This window comes from Aeromonas sanarellii (assembly GCF_000820085.1).
GTDB classification, from domain to species: Bacteria; Pseudomonadota; Gammaproteobacteria; order Enterobacterales; family Aeromonadaceae; genus Aeromonas; species Aeromonas sanarellii.
Window position 1 is genome coordinate 1 of the sequence record NZ_CDBN01000066.1, and the last position, 18,446, is coordinate 18,446.

Consider the following 18,446-nt stretch of genomic DNA (forward strand, 5'->3'; position numbering starts at 1 on the left):
AGAGACTGTCAAACATCATGCAAAAATGGCTGGGGCACTAGGATTCGAACCTAGGTATGGCGAGATCAAAACCCGCTGCCTTACCGCTTGGCGATGCCCCAACAGCGCTCCTCGACCGTCATATGACAGGCAAAGAACCTTGAAAATGGCTGGGGTACTAGGATTCGAACCTAGGGATGGCGAGATCAAAACCCGCTGCCTTACCGCTTGGCGATACCCCAACTTGAGATGGTGGCTATGACGGGATTCGAACCTGTGACCCCCGCATTATGAGTGCGATGCTCTAACCAACTGAGCTACATAGCCAACCGTGCTTCCAGTGAGTCGTTGCCTCGTCACTGTGCGGCCGGAATTATGCGTATCTGGCTCTGGGGCGTCAACCCTTTTTTTGTTTGAAAAAACGAATTTGGGTGCGTTTGGCGAGTTATTGGTCGCTGTCGTGCAAAAGCCCAACAATCTGGTTTTTTTTGCGACATTTGCCAGCAGATGGCCTGTCCGGCCGGATAGAAAAGAGGCCAGCAAATGCTGGCCTCTCATGGGGTTAGACGTTGAACAGGAAGTTCATGATGTCGCCGTCTTTGACGATGTAGTCTTTCCCTTCGGCGCGCATCTTGCCCGCTTCCTTGGCGCCTTGCTCACCCTTGTAGGTGATAAAGTCGTCGAAGGCGATGGTCTGGGCGCGAATAAAGCCTTTTTCGAAGTCGGTGTGGATCTTGCCCGCGGCCTGCGGGGCGGTGGCACCGACCGGAATGGTCCAGGCGCGCACTTCCTTCACCCCGGCGGTGAAGTAGGTCTGCAGCTTGAGCAGCTCGTAACCGGAGCGGATCACCCGGTTCAGGCCCGGCTCCTCGATGCCCAGATCCGCCATGAACTCGGCGCGATCCTCGTCGTCCAGCTCGGCGATGTCCGCCTCGATGGCGCAGCAGACCACGACCACGACGGCGTTCTCGGCGGCGGCGATCTCACGGACCTGATCCAGGTAGGGGTTGTTCTCGAAGCCGTCTTCCGCCACGTTGGCGATGTACATGGTGGGCTTGAGGGTCAGGAAGTTGAGGTGGCTGACGGCGTCCAGCTCCTCCTTGTCCAGCTTCATGCCGCGGATCATCTGGCCGTTTTCCAGCGCCACCTTGATCTTCTCCAGCACTTCCACTTCCAGCTTGGCGTCCTTGTCACCGCCCTTGGCACGCTTGGACTGGCGGTTGATGGCGCGCTCGCAGGCGTCCAGGTCGGAGAGGGCCAGCTCGGTGTTGATCACCTCGATGTCGTCGGCCGGGGAGACCTTGCCCGCCACGTGGACGATGTTCTCGTCCTCGAAGCAGCGCACCACGTGACCGATGGCCTCGGTCTCGCGGATGTTGGCCAGGAACTGGTTGCCCAGGCCCTCGCCCTTGGAGGCACCGGCCACCAGGCCGGCGATGTCCACGAACTCCATGGTGGTCGGCACGACCCGCTGCGGGTTGATGATGGCCGCCAGCTGGTCGAGGCGGGGATCCGGCATGGGGACCACACCCGTGTTCGGCTCAATGGTGCAGAACGGGAAGTTGGCGGCTTCGATGCCGGCCTTGGTCAGCGCATTGAACAGGGTGGATTTGCCTACATTGGGCAGGCCCACGATACCGCATTTAAAACCCATGGATAGTTACCTTACGTGATGGATGCTGTGGGAGGCCACGCGGGCGACCTCGTCATATTGTTCGCGCCTGGCATCTTGCCAAGGCTCCGTGTTCAAACCTTCTCGGCCTTGAAGCTGTGCAGGCGATGCATGGCCTTGGTCATGTCCTGCTTGAACAGGATGTCGGTGGCGCGCAGGGACTCGTCCAGCGCGGCCTCGATCAGGCTCTGTTCGCTGCTGGGGGCCTTGGTCAGCACGAAGCCGGCCACCAGCTCCTTGGCGCCGGGATGACCTATCCCGAGACGCAGGCGGAAGAAGTTATTGTTGTTGCCCATCCTGGCGATGATGTCCTTGAGGCCGTTGTGGCCGCCGTGGCCGCCACCCTGCTTGAACTTGGCGATGCCGGGGGGCAGGTCCAGCTCGTCGTGGGCCACCAGGATCTCTTCCGGGGCTATCTGGTAGAAGCGCGCCAGCGTCGCCACCGCCTTGCCGGAGAGGTTCATGTAGGTGTTCGGGATGAGCAGCCGCACATCCTGTCCGTCCACCAGGATGCGGGCGGTATGGCCGAAGAACTTGGGCTCTTCGCGCAGGCTGACATTGTGCCAGCGGGCCAGTTGCTCCACATACCAGGCCCCCGCGTTGTGGCGGGTCTTGGCATATTCGGGGCCGGGATTACCGAGCCCGACAATCAGTTTGATTTGACTTGTCACGCTTGATGTCTTCACTCGCTACTTGCCATGAGCGGATGGCCCTGGGCAATGGGACGCAATATTCTAGCCGCCGACTGGCGAACACTCAACCAAAGTGCGGCAGCAGGGAGGATAACGGCCGTGCCTGGCGGCCAGAACGGGCATCGCCCGGCCCTTGTCTGCCGCGCCAGCCGCCCTCATCGGCACACCAGGGCGGGATCGAGCGGAAACAGAAAAACAAAAACCGCCGTGCGGCGGTTTTTGTGACAACGGGATCTATCAATGCTCGAACATGGCAGAGATGGACTCTTCGTTGCTGATACGGCGGATGGCTTCGGCCAGCACGGAGGAGAGGGTCAGCTGCTTGACCTTGCCGACGGCCTTCATTTCCGGGGTGAGCGGGATGGAGTCGGTGATGATCAGCTCGTCGATGACCGAGTTCTTGATGTTTTCCACGGCGGTGCCGGAGAAGACCGGGTGGGTTGCATAGGCAAACACGCGCTTGGCACCGCGCTCTTTCAGCGCCTCGGCCGCCTTGCACAGGGTGCCGCCGGTGTCGATCATGTCGTCGACGATGACGCAGTCACGGCCGGCCACGTCGCCGATCAGGTGCATGACCTGGGAGACGTTCGGGCGGGGACGACGCTTGTCGATGATGGCGATGTCGGTGTCGTCCAGCAGCTTGGCGATGGCACGGGCACGGACCACACCGCCGATGTCCGGCGAAACGACCACGGGGGATTCGAGGTTCTTGGCCTTCATGTCTTCCAGCAGCACAGGGCTGCCGAACACGTTGTCGACGGGGACGTCGAAGAAGCCCTGGATCTGCTCGGCATGCAGGTCAACGGTCAGTACACGGTCCACACCCACGCTGGAGAGGAAGTCGGCGACGACCTTGGCGGTGATGGGCACACGGGCGGAGCGGACGCGGCGGTCCTGACGGGCATAACCAAAGTAGGGGATAACGGCAGTGATACGGCCAGCTGAAGCACGACGCAGTGCATCCACCATGACGATCAATTCCATCAAATTGTCGTTGGTCGGGGCACAGGTGGATTGAATGATGAAGATATCGCCACCGCGTACATTCTCGTTGATCTGTACGCTGATCTCGCCGTCGCTAAAGCGACCTACGGCAGCATTGCCGAGTTTGATAAACAGGCGATCTGCGATCTTCTGGGCTAGTTCCGGCGTTGCGTTACCAGCAAACAGCTTCATGTCAGGCACGGTTTGAAACCTCGGGGTTGCATCCAGTATGTGGGGAGTCTGAGTTCAGACCCGGATCGTTTGGGGGCAAACGATTTAGCAAGATGACGGACAAGGTCTCAGCACAGGGAAAATGGCGTCGCATCACCCTGGCTGGGTGGGGGGACAGGGGGCGTCCACCCTTGATGCGTCATCATGCCAGCTTGGCTGGGGTACTAGGATTCGAACCTAGGAATGGCGAGATCAAAACCCGCTGCCTTACCGCTTGGCGATACCCCAATCACTGACTTGTTGCAAAGTGGCGAAGAGTGGTGATATGTTCTCGCCCTTGGCGACAAACCCATCCCAGCCTTCCGGCACTTTGGCCAACACCTTCCGAGCAGCCATTTCGTCTTCAAATTGAGCAAAGACGCAGGCGCCAGTGCCCGTCATTCTTGACGGCGCGTATTCTAGCAACCAGCCGAGCGCATTGGCAACCTCGGGGTGGCGCTTTTTCACCAGCAATTCGCAATCGTTTTTCCACTCCCCTTCCAGCAGATTGCCCAGGGTCATCTTGGGGGTGTCGCGAGGCAGTTCCGGATCCTGGAACACGGCCGCCGTTGCCACATGGCAGTCGGGCTTGAGCACCAGATACCAGGCCGCGGGCACCTCGACCGGTTGCAGTCGCTCGCCCACTCCTTCTGCAAACGCGGCCCGGCCGCGCACGAACACCGGCACGTCGGCGCCGAGCCGCACGCCGAGCTGCGCCAGCTCATCCTCGCCGAGGCCCGCCTGCCAGAGATGGTTCAGGGCCACGAGCGTGGTGGCGGCATCGGACGAGCCCCCGCCGATGCCGCCGCCCATGGGCAGCACCTTCTCCAGCCGGATATGGGCCCCCTGGGGGCTCGGCAGCCTGGTTTGCAGCAGGCGGGCGGCGCGGATGATGAGGTTCTGTTCATCGGGCACACCGGGAATGGCGGGGCTCAGGGTGAGCTGGTCGCTGCCCGGGATCACCTCGAACTCCAGCCAGTCCCCGTGGCTGAGGAAGATGAACAGGGTCTGCAGCTCGTGATAGCCGTCGGGGCGGCGGCCGTTGACGTGCAGGAAGAGGTTGAGCTTGGCCGGGGCGGGCCAGCGGATCTGGCCAGGCTTCATCATGGTGCTGTGCTCCTGCGCCATCACTGTGCCAGCGTCCACTGGTTGATCTGCAGCTTGAGGCGGCTCTCCTGGCCCGTCATGGTCAGCAGGTGCGGCAGGCGGTAGCCGTCCTGGTCCCGGTAATCGCCGTAGAGGATCTGCCACTGGCCATCGCGCACACTGGCGAGGCTGGCGTCGGGATTGAGCTCGAACTCGGCGTTGCCCGGCAGCCCCTTGATCCACTCCGGCAGCCCGGCCACCGGAATGTGCCAGCCGGTGAGCTGGTAGACGAGCGCCTCGGCATCCTGGCTCTGGTGCAGCCTGCCGTCGTTGTCGAGCAGGGTCACCTCGCCTCCGGTGCGGGAGAGCTCCAGGATATGGGTGCCGATCAGGCTGGTGAGGTTGAGGCGGTAGTCGTCGCCGTTCTGCTGCCAGTTGAGGCGGGCGCTGCCCTTCTGCCGGGCGGTGATTATGGCCATCTTGCCCGACAGCTGCCAGTGGGTGAGGCGCTCGAGGCGGGCGCGCTCCTGTTGCCAGTTGACCTGATCCCGCTGGGGTTGGGTGGTGGTACAGCCCGCCAGCACCAGCAGGCAGGCGAGGGAGAAGATACGCAAGAACAAGGTCGAGCTCCGAACAAAAGGTTTGCCACAGTATACGGGGCGGCCGTATCGCTTTTAAAGACTTACCCTTTCTCGTACAATTGTCGGCCTTTACACCCAGTGCATGAAACGATCATCACCCACCCATGAGTCTGCTTGCCCTCGGAATCAACCACAACACCGCCAGTGTCGCCTTGCGGGAGCGGGTCGCCTTTGGCCCGGACCGCATCGATCGCGCCCTGCGTGAGCTGGTGGAGCAGCCCGGTGTCAGCGAGGCGGTGATCGTCTCCACCTGCAATCGCACCGAGCTCTATTGCAGCCTGGAGCAGGGGCAGGGGGAGCAGGTGCTGCACTGGTTGCAGCGGTTTCACGAGCTGGATGCGGCCGAGGTGGTCTCCGCCATCTACCAGCACTGGGACGAGGAGGCGGTACGCCACCTGATGCGGGTCGCCTGCGGCCTCGACTCCCTGGTGCTCGGGGAGCCGCAGATCCTGGGGCAGATCAAGCAGTCCTACGCCCACGCCCAGCAGGCGGAGGCGGTGAAGGGGTCCCTGGAGCGGTTGTTCCAGAAATCCTTCTCGGTGGCCAAGCGGGTACGTACCGACACCGAGATCGGCGCCAGCGCCGTGTCGGTGGCCTTCGCCGCCGTGAGCCTGGCCCGGCGCATCTTCTCCGATCTCTCCCAGACCAAGGTGCTGCTGATAGGGGCCGGCGAGACCATCGAACTGGTGGCCCGTCACCTGCGCGAGCAGAACGTCACCCGCATGATGGTGGCGAACCGCACCCTGCAGCGGGCCCAGCTGCTGGCCGAGGAGTTCGGTGCCCAGGTGATGACCCTGGAGGAGATCCCGGACTACCTGCACGAGGCGGACATCGTCATCAGCTCCACCGCCAGCCCCCTTCCCATCCTCGGCAAGGGCATGGTGGAGCGGGCGCTGAAGGCCCGCCGCTTCAGGCCCATGTTCCTGGTGGACATCGCCGTGCCGCGGGACATCGAGGCCGAGGTGGACGAGCTCTCCGACGCCTACCTCTACACGGTGGACGACCTGCAGGGCATCATCGAGCAGAACCTCGAGACCCGCAAGCGGGCGGCCGCCGAGGCGGAGCTCATCGTCCAGGAAGAGCGCGACGACTTCATGGGCTGGTATCGCAGCCAGCACTCGGTGGATCTCATCCGCGATTACCGTCACCAGTCCCAGCAGGTGGCCGATGAAGAGCTGCAGCGCGCCCTGCTGGCCCTGCAACAGGGCGAGAATGCCGAGCAGGCCCTCAGGGCCATGGCGCACCGCCTCACCAACAAGTTGATCCACGCACCGACCCAGGCCCTGCGCCAGGCCGCCGCCCAGGGGGATGCCCACAAGCTGGCCCAGCTGCGTCAGGTGCTGGGATTGTCACAAGAATCATAGTGTTGGGGCGGCCCCTTGGCCGTCCCGTCCTCCATCGAGAATCCAAGAGTCATGAACCCGTCATTGATCAGAAAGCTGGAAGGCCTCATCGAGCGCCACGAAGAAGTACAGGCCCTGCTCGGCGAGCCCGGGGTGGCCTCGGATCAGGACAGATACCGTGCCCTGACCCGGGAATATGCCCAGCTGGAAGACATAGTCCACGCCTTCCAGCACTTCCGTCAGGCCGAAGAGAACCTCGAAACCACCCGGCTGATGCTGGAGGAGGAGGATGCCGACCTGCGCGAGATGGCGCAGGAGGAGCTGCCGCTCGCCAAGGCGGCCTTTGAGGAGCAGGAGCAGGCGCTGCAGGTGATGCTGCTGCCGCGGGATCCCAAGGATGACAACAACTGCTATCTGGAGATCCGCGCCGGCGCCGGTGGCGACGAGGCGGCCATCTTCGCGGGGGATCTGTTCCGCATGTATTCCCGCTACGCCGAGCGCCAGGGCTGGCGCGTCTCCATCGTCAGCTGCAACGACGGCGAGCACGGCGGCTACAAGGAGGTGATCGCCAAGGTGGACGGCGAGCACGTCTACGGCCGCCTCAAGTTCGAATCCGGCGGTCACCGGGTGCAGCGGGTGCCGGAGACCGAGTCCCAGGGCCGGGTGCACACCTCCGCCTGCACCGTCGCCGTGCTGCCGGAAGTGCCGGAGGCCGAGCAGATCGAGATCAACCCCTCGGAGCTGAAGATCGACACCTTCCGCGCCTCCGGGGCCGGCGGCCAGCACGTCAACAAGACCGACTCCGCCATCCGCATCACCCACCTGCCCACCGGCCTGGTGGTGGAGTGCCAGGACGAGCGCTCCCAGCACAAGAACCGCGCCAAGGCGATGTCGGTGCTCTCGGCCCGGCTGCAGGCGGCCGAGGACGAGCGCCACCGCGCCGCCGAGCAGAGCACCCGCCGCAACCTGGTGGGCTCCGGCGATCGCTCCGAGCGCATCCGCACCTACAACTACCCCCAGGGACGCCTCTCCGAGCACCGCATCAACCTCACCCTCTATCGCCTGGGCGAGATCCTGGAGGGGGATCTGGACTGCGTGATCACCCCCCTGGTGCAGGAGTATCAGGCGGATCAGCTCGCCTCCCTGGCCGAGAGCAACTGATGCAGATCCAGCAGGCCCGTGCCCATATCATGGCGACCCTGGCCTCCGGGGAATCCCCCCGCGCCGACGCCGATGCCCTGCTCTGCCATCTGCTGGATTGCCGACGCGGCTACCTGATGACCTGGCCGGAGCGCGAGCTCGATGCCGCCCAGCAGGCGACCCTGGCGGGCTGGCTGGAGCGCCGCCTCCAGGGCGAACCCATCGCCCACCTCATCGGCGAGCGGGAGTTCTGGTCCCTGCCGCTGAAAGTGAGCCCGGCCACCCTGATCCCGCGTCCCGATACCGAGGTGCTGGTGGAGCAGGCGCTGGCGCGCCTGCCGGCTGGCCCCTGCGCCCTGCTGGATCTCGGCACAGGGACCGGCGCCATCGCGCTCGCGCTCAAGTCCGAGCGACCGGATGCCGATGTATGGGCCGTGGACCGGATGCCGGAGGCGGCCGCCCTGGCCCGCGCCAACAGCGCCGCCCTGGGGCTGCCCGTCACGGTGCGGGACGGCAGCTGGTTCGAGCCGCTCTCGGGTGCCCCGCGCTTTGCGATGATCGTCTCCAACCCGCCCTACATCGACGGGGCGGATCCTCATCTCGACGAGGGGGACGTGCGCTTCGAACCCCGCTCCGCCCTGGTGGCGGACGAGCAGGGGATGGCGGACATCCGCCTCATCGTGGCAGGCGCACCTGCCCACCTGGTTCCCGGTGGCTGGCTCCTGCTGGAGCACGGCTGGGAGCAGGGGGCATTGGTGCGTCAACTCCTGTTGCAGCAAGGCTACGACCAGGTGGAAACCGTGCGCGATTACGGTGATAACGAGCGAGTGACCCTGGGGCGGCTGGCTCGTTGACGATGACGGGCGGGCTCTTCCCGCCCCCGTGCAAGGAAATGTTATGTATGTTGTGCTCAAACATCTGCACCTCGCCCTGATAGCCGGGGCCGTGCTGATGTTTATCCTGCGCTTTTACTGGTTGCAGACCGGCTCCGCCCTGGCAGGGGGCGCCCGCACCCTCAGGGTGAGCGGCTGGCTCAACGGCCTGGTGGTGCTCACCGGCGTGCTGCTCTGCATGGTGCTGGACCTCAACCCCCTCAACAACGCCATTCCCTGGCTCAGCGAGAAGCTGACCGCGGTGCTGGTGGTGATGTTTCTGGCCTTGATGGCGCTGCGCCTGGCCCGCAGCAACGGCATCCGCTGGTTTGCCTTCCTGGGCGCCCTGGGGTGGATCTTCTTTATCGCCAAGCTGGCGGTACAAAAGCAGGCCAGCCTGTTCGGTTAGGGATGACGACGATGATACGCGTGGACGAATGGACCGATTTCGAAGCCCATGACATCGCCGAGCTGGCGCTGTCGGTGAGCGACGAGATCCGGGGACAGGGTGGGAGCGGGGAGGCCGAGCTGGCCCGCCTCGACGCCTGGCTGGACGAGGCGATTGCCGAGGGGGACTGCGACGAGGTGCGCCGCCAGCTGTTGCAGGGGTTCTACCAGACCTTAGGGTTTCGCGGCGACTGGCAGGATTACTTCTCGGCGGCCAACTGCGACCTGAACCAGGTGCTGGCAAGGCGCAAGGGGATCCCGGTGAGCCTTGGCATCCTCATCATCCAACTGGGTCGCAAGATAGGGCTGGATGTGGAGGGGATCTGTTTCCCCGGCCACTTCCTGCTGAGCTTCGCCGGCCTGGAAGGGGAGGTCTATGTGGACCCCTTCAACGGGGACGAGCTGAGCCGGCACCGCATCGAGCTGCTGCTGCGCGGCGCCCTCGGCAACCTGGCGAGCCTGAGCGACGACCACCTGCAGCCATCGGGGCAGTGGGAGATCATCGAGCGGTTGCTCAACGTCAGCAAGGGGGCCCTGCTGCGGGAGGAGCGGATGACGGAGGCGCTGCGCTGCAGCGAGCTGCTGCTGCGCATGAAACCCGGCGATCCGCTGGAGACGCGGGATCGGGGCTTCATCTACGAGCAGCTCGATTGCCCACGCTTCGCCGCCGACGATTTCGAGTACTTTATTGAACAATGCCCCGACGATCCCGTGGCCGACGTGCTGAAAACCCAGCTGGCCAGTCTGGATCTGAGCCCCAAGCCACTCCATTGAGGGGGCTGGGAAATCAAGCGGAAGAATATCGAGGCCGCCGTGCCCAGGGCACAGCGGCCGGATGTGGATTCAAGCCCCGAGCCCTTTTACCTAAGGAAGCCTGAGATGGAACAGAAGAATATCAAGATCAACCAGATCGACGTCGCCAACGACAAGCCCTTCGTGCTGTTCGGCGGCATGAACGTGCTGGAATCCCGCGACATGGCGATGGCGGTGTGCGAGAAGTACGTGGAAGTGACCAGCAAGCTGGGCATACCATTCGTGTTCAAGGCGAGCTGGGACAAGGCCAACCGCTCCTCCATCCACTCCTACCGGGGTCCGGGTCTGGAAGAGGGGATGAAGATCTTCGAGGAGCTCAAGGCGACCTTCGGCATGCCGGTCATCTCCGATCTGCACGAGCCCCATCAGGCCAAGCCGGTCGCCGAGGTGGTTGACGTCATCCAACTGCCCGCCTTCCTGGCGCGCCAGACCGATCTGGTGGAGGCCATGGCCCGCACCGGCAACGTCATCAACATCAAGAAGCCGCAGTTCCTGAGCCCGAGCCAGATGAAGAACATCACCGACAAGTTCGAGGAGTGCGGCAACGATCGCCTGATCCTGTGCGAACGCGGTGTCAACTTCGGTTATGACAACCTGGTGGTGGACATGCTGGGTCTGGGCGTCATGAAGAAGAGCACGGGTGGCTACCCCGTCATCTTCGACGTGACCCACTCCCTGCAGTGCCGTGACCCCCTGGGCGCCGCCTCCGGTGGTCGCCGCGAGCAGGTGGCCGAGCTGGCCCGTGCCGGCATGGCGGTGGGCCTGGCGGGCCTGTTCATCGAATCCCACCCGGATCCCAAGGTCGCCCGCTGCGACGGTCCGAGCGCCCTGCCGCTGGAGAAGCTGGAAGGCTTCCTCAAGCAGATGAAGGCCATCGACGATCTGGTCAAGGGCTTCGAGCCCCTCGATACCTCGGTCTGATCCAGGCTTAGGTTGAAAAATGCCCCGCTCTGCGGGGCATTTTTATTTCTTCCGTCTTCACATGGCGCCCCTTCATGGTCATTACGGCAAGGTTGCTGTGGTGTTAATGATGTTAAATATGTTGTGTGATTGATGTCGCTAAATTGATTCTTATAACGTGTGAAAGTGCCGCCGTCGGAATGGCGAAATGGCATGAACCGGGTGAGAGGTGTGAACTGTCTCGCCGCGGATCCCTGCACGCGTTTTTTGCCATCGCCCGTGTCAATTAATTAACAGGACGTTGAGCATGCACAAGAAAATAGTCAGCAGCCTCTACTTTCAGGTGATATTGGCCATCACCATCGGAATATTGCTGGGGCACTTCTATCCGAGCCTGGGCGCCGATATGAAACCCCTCGGCGATGGTTTCGTGAAATTGATCAAGATGATCATTGCCCCCGTTATTTTCTGTACCGTGGTGACGGGGATCGCCGGCATGGAGAGCATGAAGGCAGTCGGCAAGACGGGGGCCATCGCGCTCATCTATTTCGAGGTGGTGAGCACCCTGGCGCTGATCATCGGCCTGTGCGTGGTCAACCTGCTGCAACCCGGGGTCGGCATGAACGTGGACCCCTCCTCGCTGGATGCCAGCGCCATCTCCGCCTATGCGGAGCAGGCCCAGTCACAGGGCATCGTCGCCTTCCTGCTGGACGTGATCCCGGCCAGCGTGATCGGCGCCTTTGCCAGCGGCAATATTCTCCAGGTGCTGCTGTTCGCGGTGCTGTTCGGTTTTTCCCTGCATCATATCGGTGAGAAGGGCAAGGCTATTTTCAATATCATCGACGGCTTCTCCCAGGTTATTTTCGGGATCATCAACATGATCATGAAATTGGCACCGGTCGGGGCATTTGGTGCCATGGCGTTTACCATAGGAAAATATGGCATTGGGTCCCTGGTGCAGCTCGGGCAATTGATCGCCAGCTTTTATCTGACCTGTCTGCTGTTTATTTTCCTGGTGCTTGGCAGTATCGCCAAGGCAAATGGCTTCAGCATAGTGCGTTTTATTTCCTACATCCGGGAAGAGCTGCTGATCGTGCTCGGCACTTCCTCATCGGAATCCGTATTGCCGCGCATGCTGGTGAAGATGGAGGCGCTCGGCTGCAAGAAGTCGGTGGTGGGCCTGGTGATCCCGACCGGTTACTCCTTCAACCTGGACGGCACCTCCATCTACCTGACCATGGCCGCCGTCTTCATCGCCCAGGCGACCAACACCCCGCTGGACTTGTTCCATCAGCTCACTCTGCTGGTGGTGCTGCTCATCTCCTCCAAGGGGGCGGCCGGGGTCACGGGCAGCGGCTTCATCGTGCTGGCGGCGACCATCTCGGCGGTGGGACATCTGCCGCTGGCCGGGCTGGCGCTGATCCTCGGGATAGATCGCTTCATGTCGGAGGCCCGCGCCCTGACCAACCTTATCGGCAACGGTGTTGCGACTCTGGTGGTGGCCCGCTACTGCGAACAGCTCGATGAGGAGAAGATGCAGGAGGCTCTGGCGAAACCCGTGGTGGCCAAGCCGGTGGATCTGCGGGGCTGAACAGCTCCTTGAGCGTGACGGTTACCCATAAAAAAACGGCCCGAGCGGGCCGTTTTTTCATCATTTCGTTACGCAGAGTGACTTACAGGCTCTGGGTGAAGGTACGGGTCACCACGTCACGCTGCTGCTCCGGGGTCAGGGCGTTGAAGCGCACGGCGTAGCCGGAGACGCGGATGGTCAGCTGCGGGTACTTCTCCGGGTTGGCGATGGCGTCTTCCAGGGTTTCGCGGCGCAGCACGTTGACGTTCAGGTGCTGACCCCCCTCCACCATGGGTTCGCTCTGGACCGGCAGCTCACGGTATTCGAACTGACCCAGATCAGACAGGGCTACTTCCTGGTCGGCGGCGAAGCTGTCGCCCTTGGCACAGATGCAGCGAGCCTGTTGCTTCTCTTCGTCCAGCAGCCAGAAAGAGTTCAGCAGTGCGGCGTTGGCGGACTGGGTGATTTGGATGCCCTTGATCATGGTATGACTCCTCATAGGAAAGCGGATTCAACGGTAAGCACATTACCCTGATGTTTTTAAACCACCTCGCGGGAGGAATGATTTAACGGGGCCTTGCCTTACACCTTTACTTCGTTGGGGTCATATATACCATGATGGTAATAATACGAAAATTGATCCATATCAATAAAATCGCGTTTTTCGCGAAAGGAAAGGTATTAATTCATTGAGATTAATCAAAAAGAGATCATTTTTCTGATTTTGTAAGATATATGAATTATGCATTTTTCAATGATTATATCTAGTAATTTAACTACATCTTTGACCGTTATTTCCCGTCGAGGAGCTGGCCTGAGGTGTGTGCTGGCCGGTGCGGATGCTGGTTCCGGCCCCGGGGCCGGGCACAGCCCCTCCAGGTGGCCATCACTGGGGATAGTCCAGCGGGGGGCGGGCCGGCCCCCTTCCCGGGCTCTGCTGACCGGGCTGCGGTTGCGTCTTGTCGCCCGGACCCCTATCCTGAGCCCCTTGCTTCGTTGACCGGGGTGAAGCGGCGCCGGCCTGGACAGAAAGGTGGCGTCGGAGCAGGGGAGGCTGGTGCACCAGCCTGGGTTGTCGATGTGGATTTGCAGAGAGAGGAGACGGGCGTGCTGACCTGGAAAGATGTGATTGGTTCGGAGAAAGAGCAGGAGTACTTCAAGGCGACCCTGGCGACCGTCAGGGCCGAGCGGGAAGCGGGCAAGGTGATCTATCCTCCGGCGACCGAGGTCTTCAACGCCTTCAAGCTGACCGAGCTGGACGAGGTCAAGGTGGTGATCCTGGGCCAGGATCCCTATCACGGCCCGGATCAGGCCCACGGCCTCTGCTTCTCGGTGCTGCCCGGGGTGCGCACGCCCCCCTCCCTGGTGAACATCTACAAGGAGATGCAGCGGGATCTGCCCGGTTTTGTCACACCGGATCACGGTTTTCTGGAGTCCTGGGCCAGGCAGGGGGTGTTGCTGCTCAATACGGTGTTGACGGTACAGGCGGGCATGGCCCACTCCCACGCCCATCTCGGCTGGGAGACCTTCACCGACAGGGTCATCGAGCAGATCAACGCCAGTCGCGAGGGGGTGGTCTTCCTGCTGTGGGGGGCCCACGCCCAGAAGAAGGGCCGCTTCATCGACAGGTCGCGCCACCATGTGCTGAGCGCTCCCCATCCCAGCCCGCTGTCCGCCCATCGCGGCTTCATCGGCTGCGGCCACTTCTCCGAGGCCAACCGCCTGCTCAGCCAGCAGGGGATGAGCCCCATCGACTGGCTCTCGGTCTGCAAGGCGCCGTCCGTGCCGGCCTGATGGTCCTGGTGCCGCCAGACCGGGGAGCCATGCCGGAGGGGTGTTGTCTGCATCCGACTTGATTGAGTGCAAAGTTCGCGTGATAAATGACCGTATACTCGAGACAGCGTCTTTCTCAATTCAGTGCAAGGAGTGCCCATGTTATCCAGTCTGCATAAGGACCACCTCAACATCGCCAGGCTGCTGACGCTGCTCAAGCAGAAGCTGGCAGCCATTCGCAATGAACAGCCAGTGAGCTATTTCCTGCTTAGGGACGTGGTGGACTACCTCCGGGAGGTGTCCGACAAGTACCACCACCCGAAGGAGGACATGATTTACGACTACTACCTGAAGTACAGGGTGGTGGAGGGGGAGGTGGCGAACCGGCTGCACGAGGAGCATGCGCGCCTGCTGGATGCGGGGACCGAGCTCAAGGAGATGGTGGAGATGATCCTGATGGATGCGGTGATCCCGCTGGATCAGTTCACCGCCAGGCTGGAGGAGTTCATCGCCCAGCAGGAAGCCCACATGAATTATGAGGAAGGGGTGATCTTCCCCCACCTGCGCGACTCCCTGACCGAGGATGACTGGCGCCACCTGGAGCAGCTCTGGCAGAACCGGGCCATCAATGATCCCCTGTTCGGCGCCGAGGTGAGCCAGCACTTCAGGGCGCTGGCCAAGCAGCTTTCGTTGCCCTCCTGATGCCGCCACACATAAAAACAGCGCCCCGGTTTGACCGGGGCGCTGTTTTTATGTGTCCACTCGTGCGAGTGCGGCACGGACGGGGGTTGTCACAGTTCCAGGTCGTCCGAGCCCTCATAGGCGATGTCGATGGCCTGCAGCTCCTTTTGCAGGCGGTGCTTGTCTTTAAGCGCCTCGATCTCACGCCATTTGCGTTTTTTTCCCGTTGTCCCGCGGCTACGTGAACCCAGCTCAACGACCTCGTCAAAATCGAAGTTGAACATGTCCATGGCTCCCTCCTTGGTTTTATGGTTTTCACCACCCGTATAACACGACGCCTTTGAAAATAAAACGTTTTTATGACGAAGTTGTGACAATCGAAAAGGGGGATAAAAAAACCGGGCTGCCCTTGCGGGAGCCCGGTTTTATCGGCTCAAGACCTGCCTGCCGAAGGTGGCCGGCAAGCACCTGTTACAGGCGGCTGGCCAGCATGGTTTCCAGCTTGCCCTGGTCGACGGCGAACAGGCGGATGCCTTCCCCCAGCTTCTCGACGGCCATGGCGTCCTGGTTCAGTTCCCAGCGGAATTCGGCTTCGGTCATCGGGGTCGGCTTGGGCTTGCGCTCGCCGGTGTAGTCCAGCTTGCGGACCACGGTGCCTTCGGCCTTGCTCAGCTCTTCCAGCAATGCGGGGCCTATGGTCAGGCGGTCGCAGCCGGCCAGCTCCAGGATCTCGCCGGTGTTGCGGAAGCTGGCACCCATCACCACGGTCGGGTAGTCGTGCTGCTTGTAGTAGTCGTAGATGGTGGTGACGGAGACCACGCCCGGATCTTCGCTGGCGGTGTAGTCACGGTTGTGCTTGGCCTTGTACCAGTCGAGGATGCGGCCCACGAAGGGGGAGATCAGGAAGGCGCCGGCTTCGGCACAGGCACGGGCCTGGGCGAAGGAGAACAGCAGGGTCAGGTTGCACTGGATGCCCTCTTTCTCCAGCACCTCGGCGGCACGGATGCCCTCCCAGGTGGAGGCCAGCTTGATCAGGATGCGGTCGTTGCTGATGCCCGCTTCGTTGTAGAGACGGATCAGCTTGCGGGCCTTGGCGATGCTGGCGGCGGTGTCGAAGGAGAGGCGGGCGTCCACTTCGGTGGAGATGCGACCCGGGACGATTTTCAGCACTTCCAGGCCGATGTTGACCGCCAGCTTGTCGCCCGCGTCGATGATTTGCTGTGCCTTGTCCTGGCTCTGGGATTTGGCCCAGTTGATGGCGTCTTCGATCAGCGCCGCGTATTCGGGGATCTCGGATGCCTTCAACACCAGGGAGGGGTTGGTGGTGGCATCGATGGGCTGGTAGCGCTTGATGGCTTCGATATCGCCGGTATCGGCAACTACCGTGGTCAGGGCTTTCAGCTGGGTTAATTTATCGGCCATGGCAAATATCATCTCTTTATGAGGGCGCACTCTCTCGGTGAGGGCGCAGGCTCGGGGGTGGCGGGCGTGAGACGACAGTTCTGAAATAAAATTACAAAATCCCGGCGGCTCAGGCTCAGAAAGGCACGATGGGGGCGACCCATCACCATTGCCTGCCTAATTAATACGGATGCGGCGCTTCCTGCAATAGGGGCCCTTGTATGGGAATCAGCCAGGTGGTGAAAACGCTACCGATGCCTGAAGAAAAGTATTTGATAAGAAACGACTTTTATTGATTTCCCGGCAACGGGTCAAGGCGTGAGCAGGCGCAGTTTTTTTGGCTTATTGGTAAATCTGAGAGGTGCGTCACATAAATATCATTGTCAGCTACTTGAAATTTAATTACGTGTAAAACGTTTTGCGTTTCAACCCCCCGTCTGCCCCCTCCCGAAGGCAAACGCTTGCCTCTCCTGGGAGCGTCATTTCCCCTCTCCTACCTCCATGGGGCTAATTGCAAAAAGGTTCTCTCTTGGCTCTAATCTTGGGGCCTCGGGAGGGGGAATCAATTTTTGTTGATTTTTTGCGTGCTAAATGAAGCTTTTTTGCACCAAATCGCTCGTTTTTTGTCTTTCCAGTGAGCCTTATCACTATTCTGAACTCCCTCGCTATGCTAGATTCCGCCCCTTCGGCGCAATGCTAATTCGGAAATTGACAGAGAGCGGTCAGCGCAGACTGGCCATGGATGTGATAACAACGAGAGAATTATGGACACCTTGATTGCAATGATTAACGACCTGATGTGGGGAGCCGTGCTCATTTACCTGCTGATCGGGGTCGGACTCTTCTTTACTTTCCGTCTGGGGTTTATCCAGATCCGCCACTTCGGCCACATGTTCTCGGTCTTGCGCAACAGCCGCAAATCCGACAGTGCCGGCATCTCTTCCTTCCAGGCGCTCTGTACCAGCCTGGCCGCCCGCGTGGGCACGGGCAACCTGGCCGGTGTGGCCGTCGCCATTTATCTGGGGGGCCCTGGCGCCGTATTCTGGATGTGGCTGATCGCCTTCATCGGCATGTCCACCGCCTTCGTCGAGAGCACCTTGGCCCAGCTCTACAAGGTCAAGGACGAGGACGGCAACTACCGGGGCGGTCCCGCCTACTATATGGAGCGCGGCCTCGGCATGCGCTGGATGGGGGTGGTCTTCTCCCTCTGTCTGCTGCTGGCGTTCGGCCTGGTGTTCAACGCGGTGCAGGCCAACTCTATCAGCCTGGCGATGAACGTGGCGTTCGGCATTCCTGACTGGGTGAGCGGTCTGGCCCTGGTGGTGCTCTCCGGCCTCATCATCTTCGGCGGCATTCGCGGTATCGCCCGTTTCGCCGAGCTGGTCGTGCCCTTCATGGCGCTGGCCTACATCCTGATGGCGCTGTTCGTGGTGGTCATGAACATCGGCGAGCTGCCCGGCGTGCTGGCGCTGATCATCAAGTCTGCCTTCGGCATCGAGCAGGCGGGCTCCGGCGCCATGGGTTACGCCATCTCCCAGGCGATGATCAACGGCATCAAGCGCGGCCTCTTCTCCAACGAGGCGGGCATGGGATCTGCCCCCAATGCCGCCGCCACCGCCACCCCCTATCCGCCGCACCCGGCCTCCCAGGGCTATGTGCAGATGCTGGGGGTCTTCCTCGACACAATCGTCATCTGTACCTGTACCGCCGCCATCATACTGATGTCCGGCCAGTTTGAGCCGGGCTCCGGCATCACAGGGGTGGAGCTGACCCAGCGGGCGCTCTCTTCCCAGATCGGCGGCGGTGGCAACATCTTCATCGCGGCGGCCATCTTCTTCTTCGCCTTCACCTCCATAGTCGCGAACTACTCCTATGCCGAGACCAACCTGGTCTTCCTCGAGCACAACCACAAGGGCGGCCTGATGCTGTTCAGGCTGTTCGTGCTGGGCATGGTGATGTTCGGTTCCGTGGGCGAGCTGCCGACCGTCTGGGCCATGGCGGATGTCTCTATGGGTCTGATGGCCATCGTCAACCTCATCGCCATCCTGCTGCTCTCCGGCGTCGCCATCAAGCTGGCCAAGGACTACAACGACCAGCTCAAGCTGGGCCGCGTGCCGACCTTCGATGCCAACAGATACCCCGAGCTGCGCAGTCAGCTGGAAGAGGGGATCTGGGACAACCCGGGCAGAAGCAAACAGGCATGATGATTGCGTGATTGCAGTTGTTTGATAGCAAGAGGGAG

The 18,446-nt window shown here is 61.6% G+C and carries 18 protein-coding genes and 4 tRNA genes; 10 read left to right on the plus strand and 12 right to left on the minus strand.

Annotated features, from left to right (window positions below; translation table 11 throughout):
- Nucleotides 1–26: 26 nt before the first annotated feature.
- From BN1132_RS12855 to lolB, 9 genes are all read right to left on the minus strand, one after another.
- A tRNA-Gln gene (locus tag BN1132_RS12855) sits at nt 27–101 on the minus strand.
- Nucleotides 102–146: 45 nt separating this feature from the next.
- Nucleotides 147–221 (minus strand) — tRNA-Gln (locus tag BN1132_RS12860).
- A gap of 8 nt (nt 222–229) precedes the next feature.
- A tRNA-Met gene (locus tag BN1132_RS12865) sits at nt 230–306 on the minus strand.
- A 235-nt stretch (nt 307–541) separates the two neighbouring features.
- Nucleotides 542–1,633: a redox-regulated ATPase YchF gene (ychF, locus tag BN1132_RS12870; RefSeq protein ID WP_042078059.1), complete on the minus strand. Its 1,092-nt coding sequence runs from the start codon at nt 1,631–1,633 to the stop codon at nt 542–544.
- Nucleotides 1,634–1,725: 92 nt separating this feature from the next.
- Nucleotides 1,726–2,322: an aminoacyl-tRNA hydrolase gene (gene pth, locus BN1132_RS12875; protein WP_042078061.1), complete on the minus strand. Its 597-nt coding sequence runs from the start codon at nt 2,320–2,322 to the stop codon at nt 1,726–1,728.
- Nucleotides 2,323–2,580: 258 nt separating this feature from the next.
- Nucleotides 2,581–3,528, minus strand: coding sequence for a ribose-phosphate pyrophosphokinase (locus tag BN1132_RS12880; RefSeq protein ID WP_010673845.1), 948 nt, complete (start codon nt 3,526–3,528; stop codon nt 2,581–2,583).
- A 183-nt stretch (nt 3,529–3,711) separates the two neighbouring features.
- Nucleotides 3,712–3,786: transfer RNA gene (locus BN1132_RS12885), tRNA-Gln, on the minus strand.
- The gene (ispE, locus tag BN1132_RS19215) at nt 3,766–4,644 is read right to left on the minus strand and encodes a 4-(cytidine 5'-diphospho)-2-C-methyl-D-erythritol kinase (protein WP_052447024.1); all 879 of its coding nucleotides are present in this window, start codon (nt 4,642–4,644) and stop codon (nt 3,766–3,768) included. The genes BN1132_RS12885 and ispE overlap by 21 nt, the downstream gene beginning before the upstream one ends.
- Before the next feature lie 20 nt (nt 4,645–4,664).
- Nucleotides 4,665–5,243: a lipoprotein insertase outer membrane protein LolB gene (gene lolB, locus BN1132_RS12895; RefSeq protein ID WP_042078064.1), complete on the minus strand. Its 579-nt coding sequence runs from the start codon at nt 5,241–5,243 to the stop codon at nt 4,665–4,667.
- Nucleotides 5,244–5,368: 125 nt separating this feature from the next.
- Between lolB and hemA the strand changes: the two genes are divergently transcribed.
- From hemA to BN1132_RS12930, 7 genes are all read left to right on the plus strand, one after another.
- Nucleotides 5,369–6,628: a glutamyl-tRNA reductase gene (hemA, locus tag BN1132_RS12900; protein WP_042078066.1), complete on the plus strand. Its 1,260-nt coding sequence runs from the start codon at nt 5,369–5,371 to the stop codon at nt 6,626–6,628.
- 51 nt (nt 6,629–6,679) lie between these two features.
- On the plus strand, nt 6,680–7,768 hold the full coding sequence (gene prfA / locus BN1132_RS12905; protein ID WP_042078067.1) for a peptide chain release factor 1: 1,089 nt from the start codon (nt 6,680–6,682) through the stop codon (nt 7,766–7,768).
- On the plus strand, nt 7,768–8,601 hold the full coding sequence (prmC, locus tag BN1132_RS12910) for a peptide chain release factor N(5)-glutamine methyltransferase (protein WP_042078069.1): 834 nt from the start codon (nt 7,768–7,770) through the stop codon (nt 8,599–8,601). Before prfA ends, prmC begins: the two co-directional genes overlap by 1 nt.
- A 43-nt stretch (nt 8,602–8,644) precedes the next feature.
- A complete protein-coding gene (locus BN1132_RS12915; RefSeq protein ID WP_042078071.1) occupies nt 8,645–9,028 on the plus strand; it encodes a SirB2 family protein in 384 nt (127 codons plus the stop codon).
- 11 nt (nt 9,029–9,039) lie between these two features.
- The gene (locus BN1132_RS12920; protein WP_010673852.1) at nt 9,040–9,840 is read left to right on the plus strand and encodes a SirB1 family protein; all 801 of its coding nucleotides are present in this window, start codon (nt 9,040–9,042) and stop codon (nt 9,838–9,840) included.
- A 105-nt stretch (nt 9,841–9,945) separates the two neighbouring features.
- Nucleotides 9,946–10,800 (plus strand): 3-deoxy-8-phosphooctulonate synthase, encoded by an 855-nt coding sequence (gene kdsA, locus BN1132_RS12925; protein WP_042078074.1) that lies wholly within the window; start codon nt 9,946–9,948, stop codon nt 10,798–10,800.
- A gap of 286 nt (nt 10,801–11,086) precedes the next feature.
- Entirely contained in the window at nt 11,087–12,370 is a 1,284-nt protein-coding gene (locus BN1132_RS12930; RefSeq protein WP_042078077.1) for a dicarboxylate/amino acid:cation symporter, read from the plus strand.
- 82 nt (nt 12,371–12,452) lie between these two features.
- On the opposite strand, the gene grcA is transcribed toward BN1132_RS12930, so the two are convergent.
- Nucleotides 12,453–12,833, minus strand: a complete 381-nt coding sequence (gene grcA, locus BN1132_RS12935) for an autonomous glycyl radical cofactor GrcA (RefSeq protein WP_042078078.1) — start codon at nt 12,831–12,833, stop codon at nt 12,453–12,455.
- Between the two features lie 623 nt (nt 12,834–13,456).
- On the opposite strand from grcA, the gene ung reads away from it, so the two are divergent.
- Together ung and BN1132_RS12945 are read left to right on the plus strand one after the other, a co-directional pair.
- Nucleotides 13,457–14,143 carry a uracil-DNA glycosylase gene (gene ung / locus BN1132_RS12940; protein WP_042078084.1) on the plus strand — a complete coding sequence of 229 codons (687 nt, stop codon included), beginning with the start codon at nt 13,457–13,459 and terminating at the stop codon, nt 14,141–14,143.
- A gap of 138 nt (nt 14,144–14,281) precedes the next feature.
- Nucleotides 14,282–14,824 carry a hemerythrin domain-containing protein gene (locus tag BN1132_RS12945; protein ID WP_042078086.1) on the plus strand — a complete coding sequence of 181 codons (543 nt, stop codon included), beginning with the start codon at nt 14,282–14,284 and terminating at the stop codon, nt 14,822–14,824.
- Nucleotides 14,825–14,913: 89 nt separating this feature from the next.
- Here the strand turns inward: BN1132_RS12945 and BN1132_RS12950 are convergent, their stop codons facing one another.
- The gene (locus BN1132_RS12950; protein ID WP_010673858.1) at nt 14,914–15,093 is read right to left on the minus strand and encodes a DUF3545 family protein; all 180 of its coding nucleotides are present in this window, start codon (nt 15,091–15,093) and stop codon (nt 14,914–14,916) included.
- A 181-nt stretch (nt 15,094–15,274) separates the two neighbouring features.
- On the minus strand, nt 15,275–16,225 hold the full coding sequence (gene tal, locus BN1132_RS12955) for a transaldolase (RefSeq protein WP_042078130.1): 951 nt from the start codon (nt 16,223–16,225) through the stop codon (nt 15,275–15,277).
- Nucleotides 16,226–16,968: 743 nt separating this feature from the next.
- Here tal and BN1132_RS12960 point away from each other — a divergent pair.
- The gene (locus BN1132_RS12960) at nt 16,969–18,408 is read left to right on the plus strand and encodes an alanine/glycine:cation symporter family protein (RefSeq protein ID WP_042078088.1); all 1,440 of its coding nucleotides are present in this window, start codon (nt 16,969–16,971) and stop codon (nt 18,406–18,408) included.
- Nucleotides 18,409–18,446: the final 38 nt, after the last annotated feature.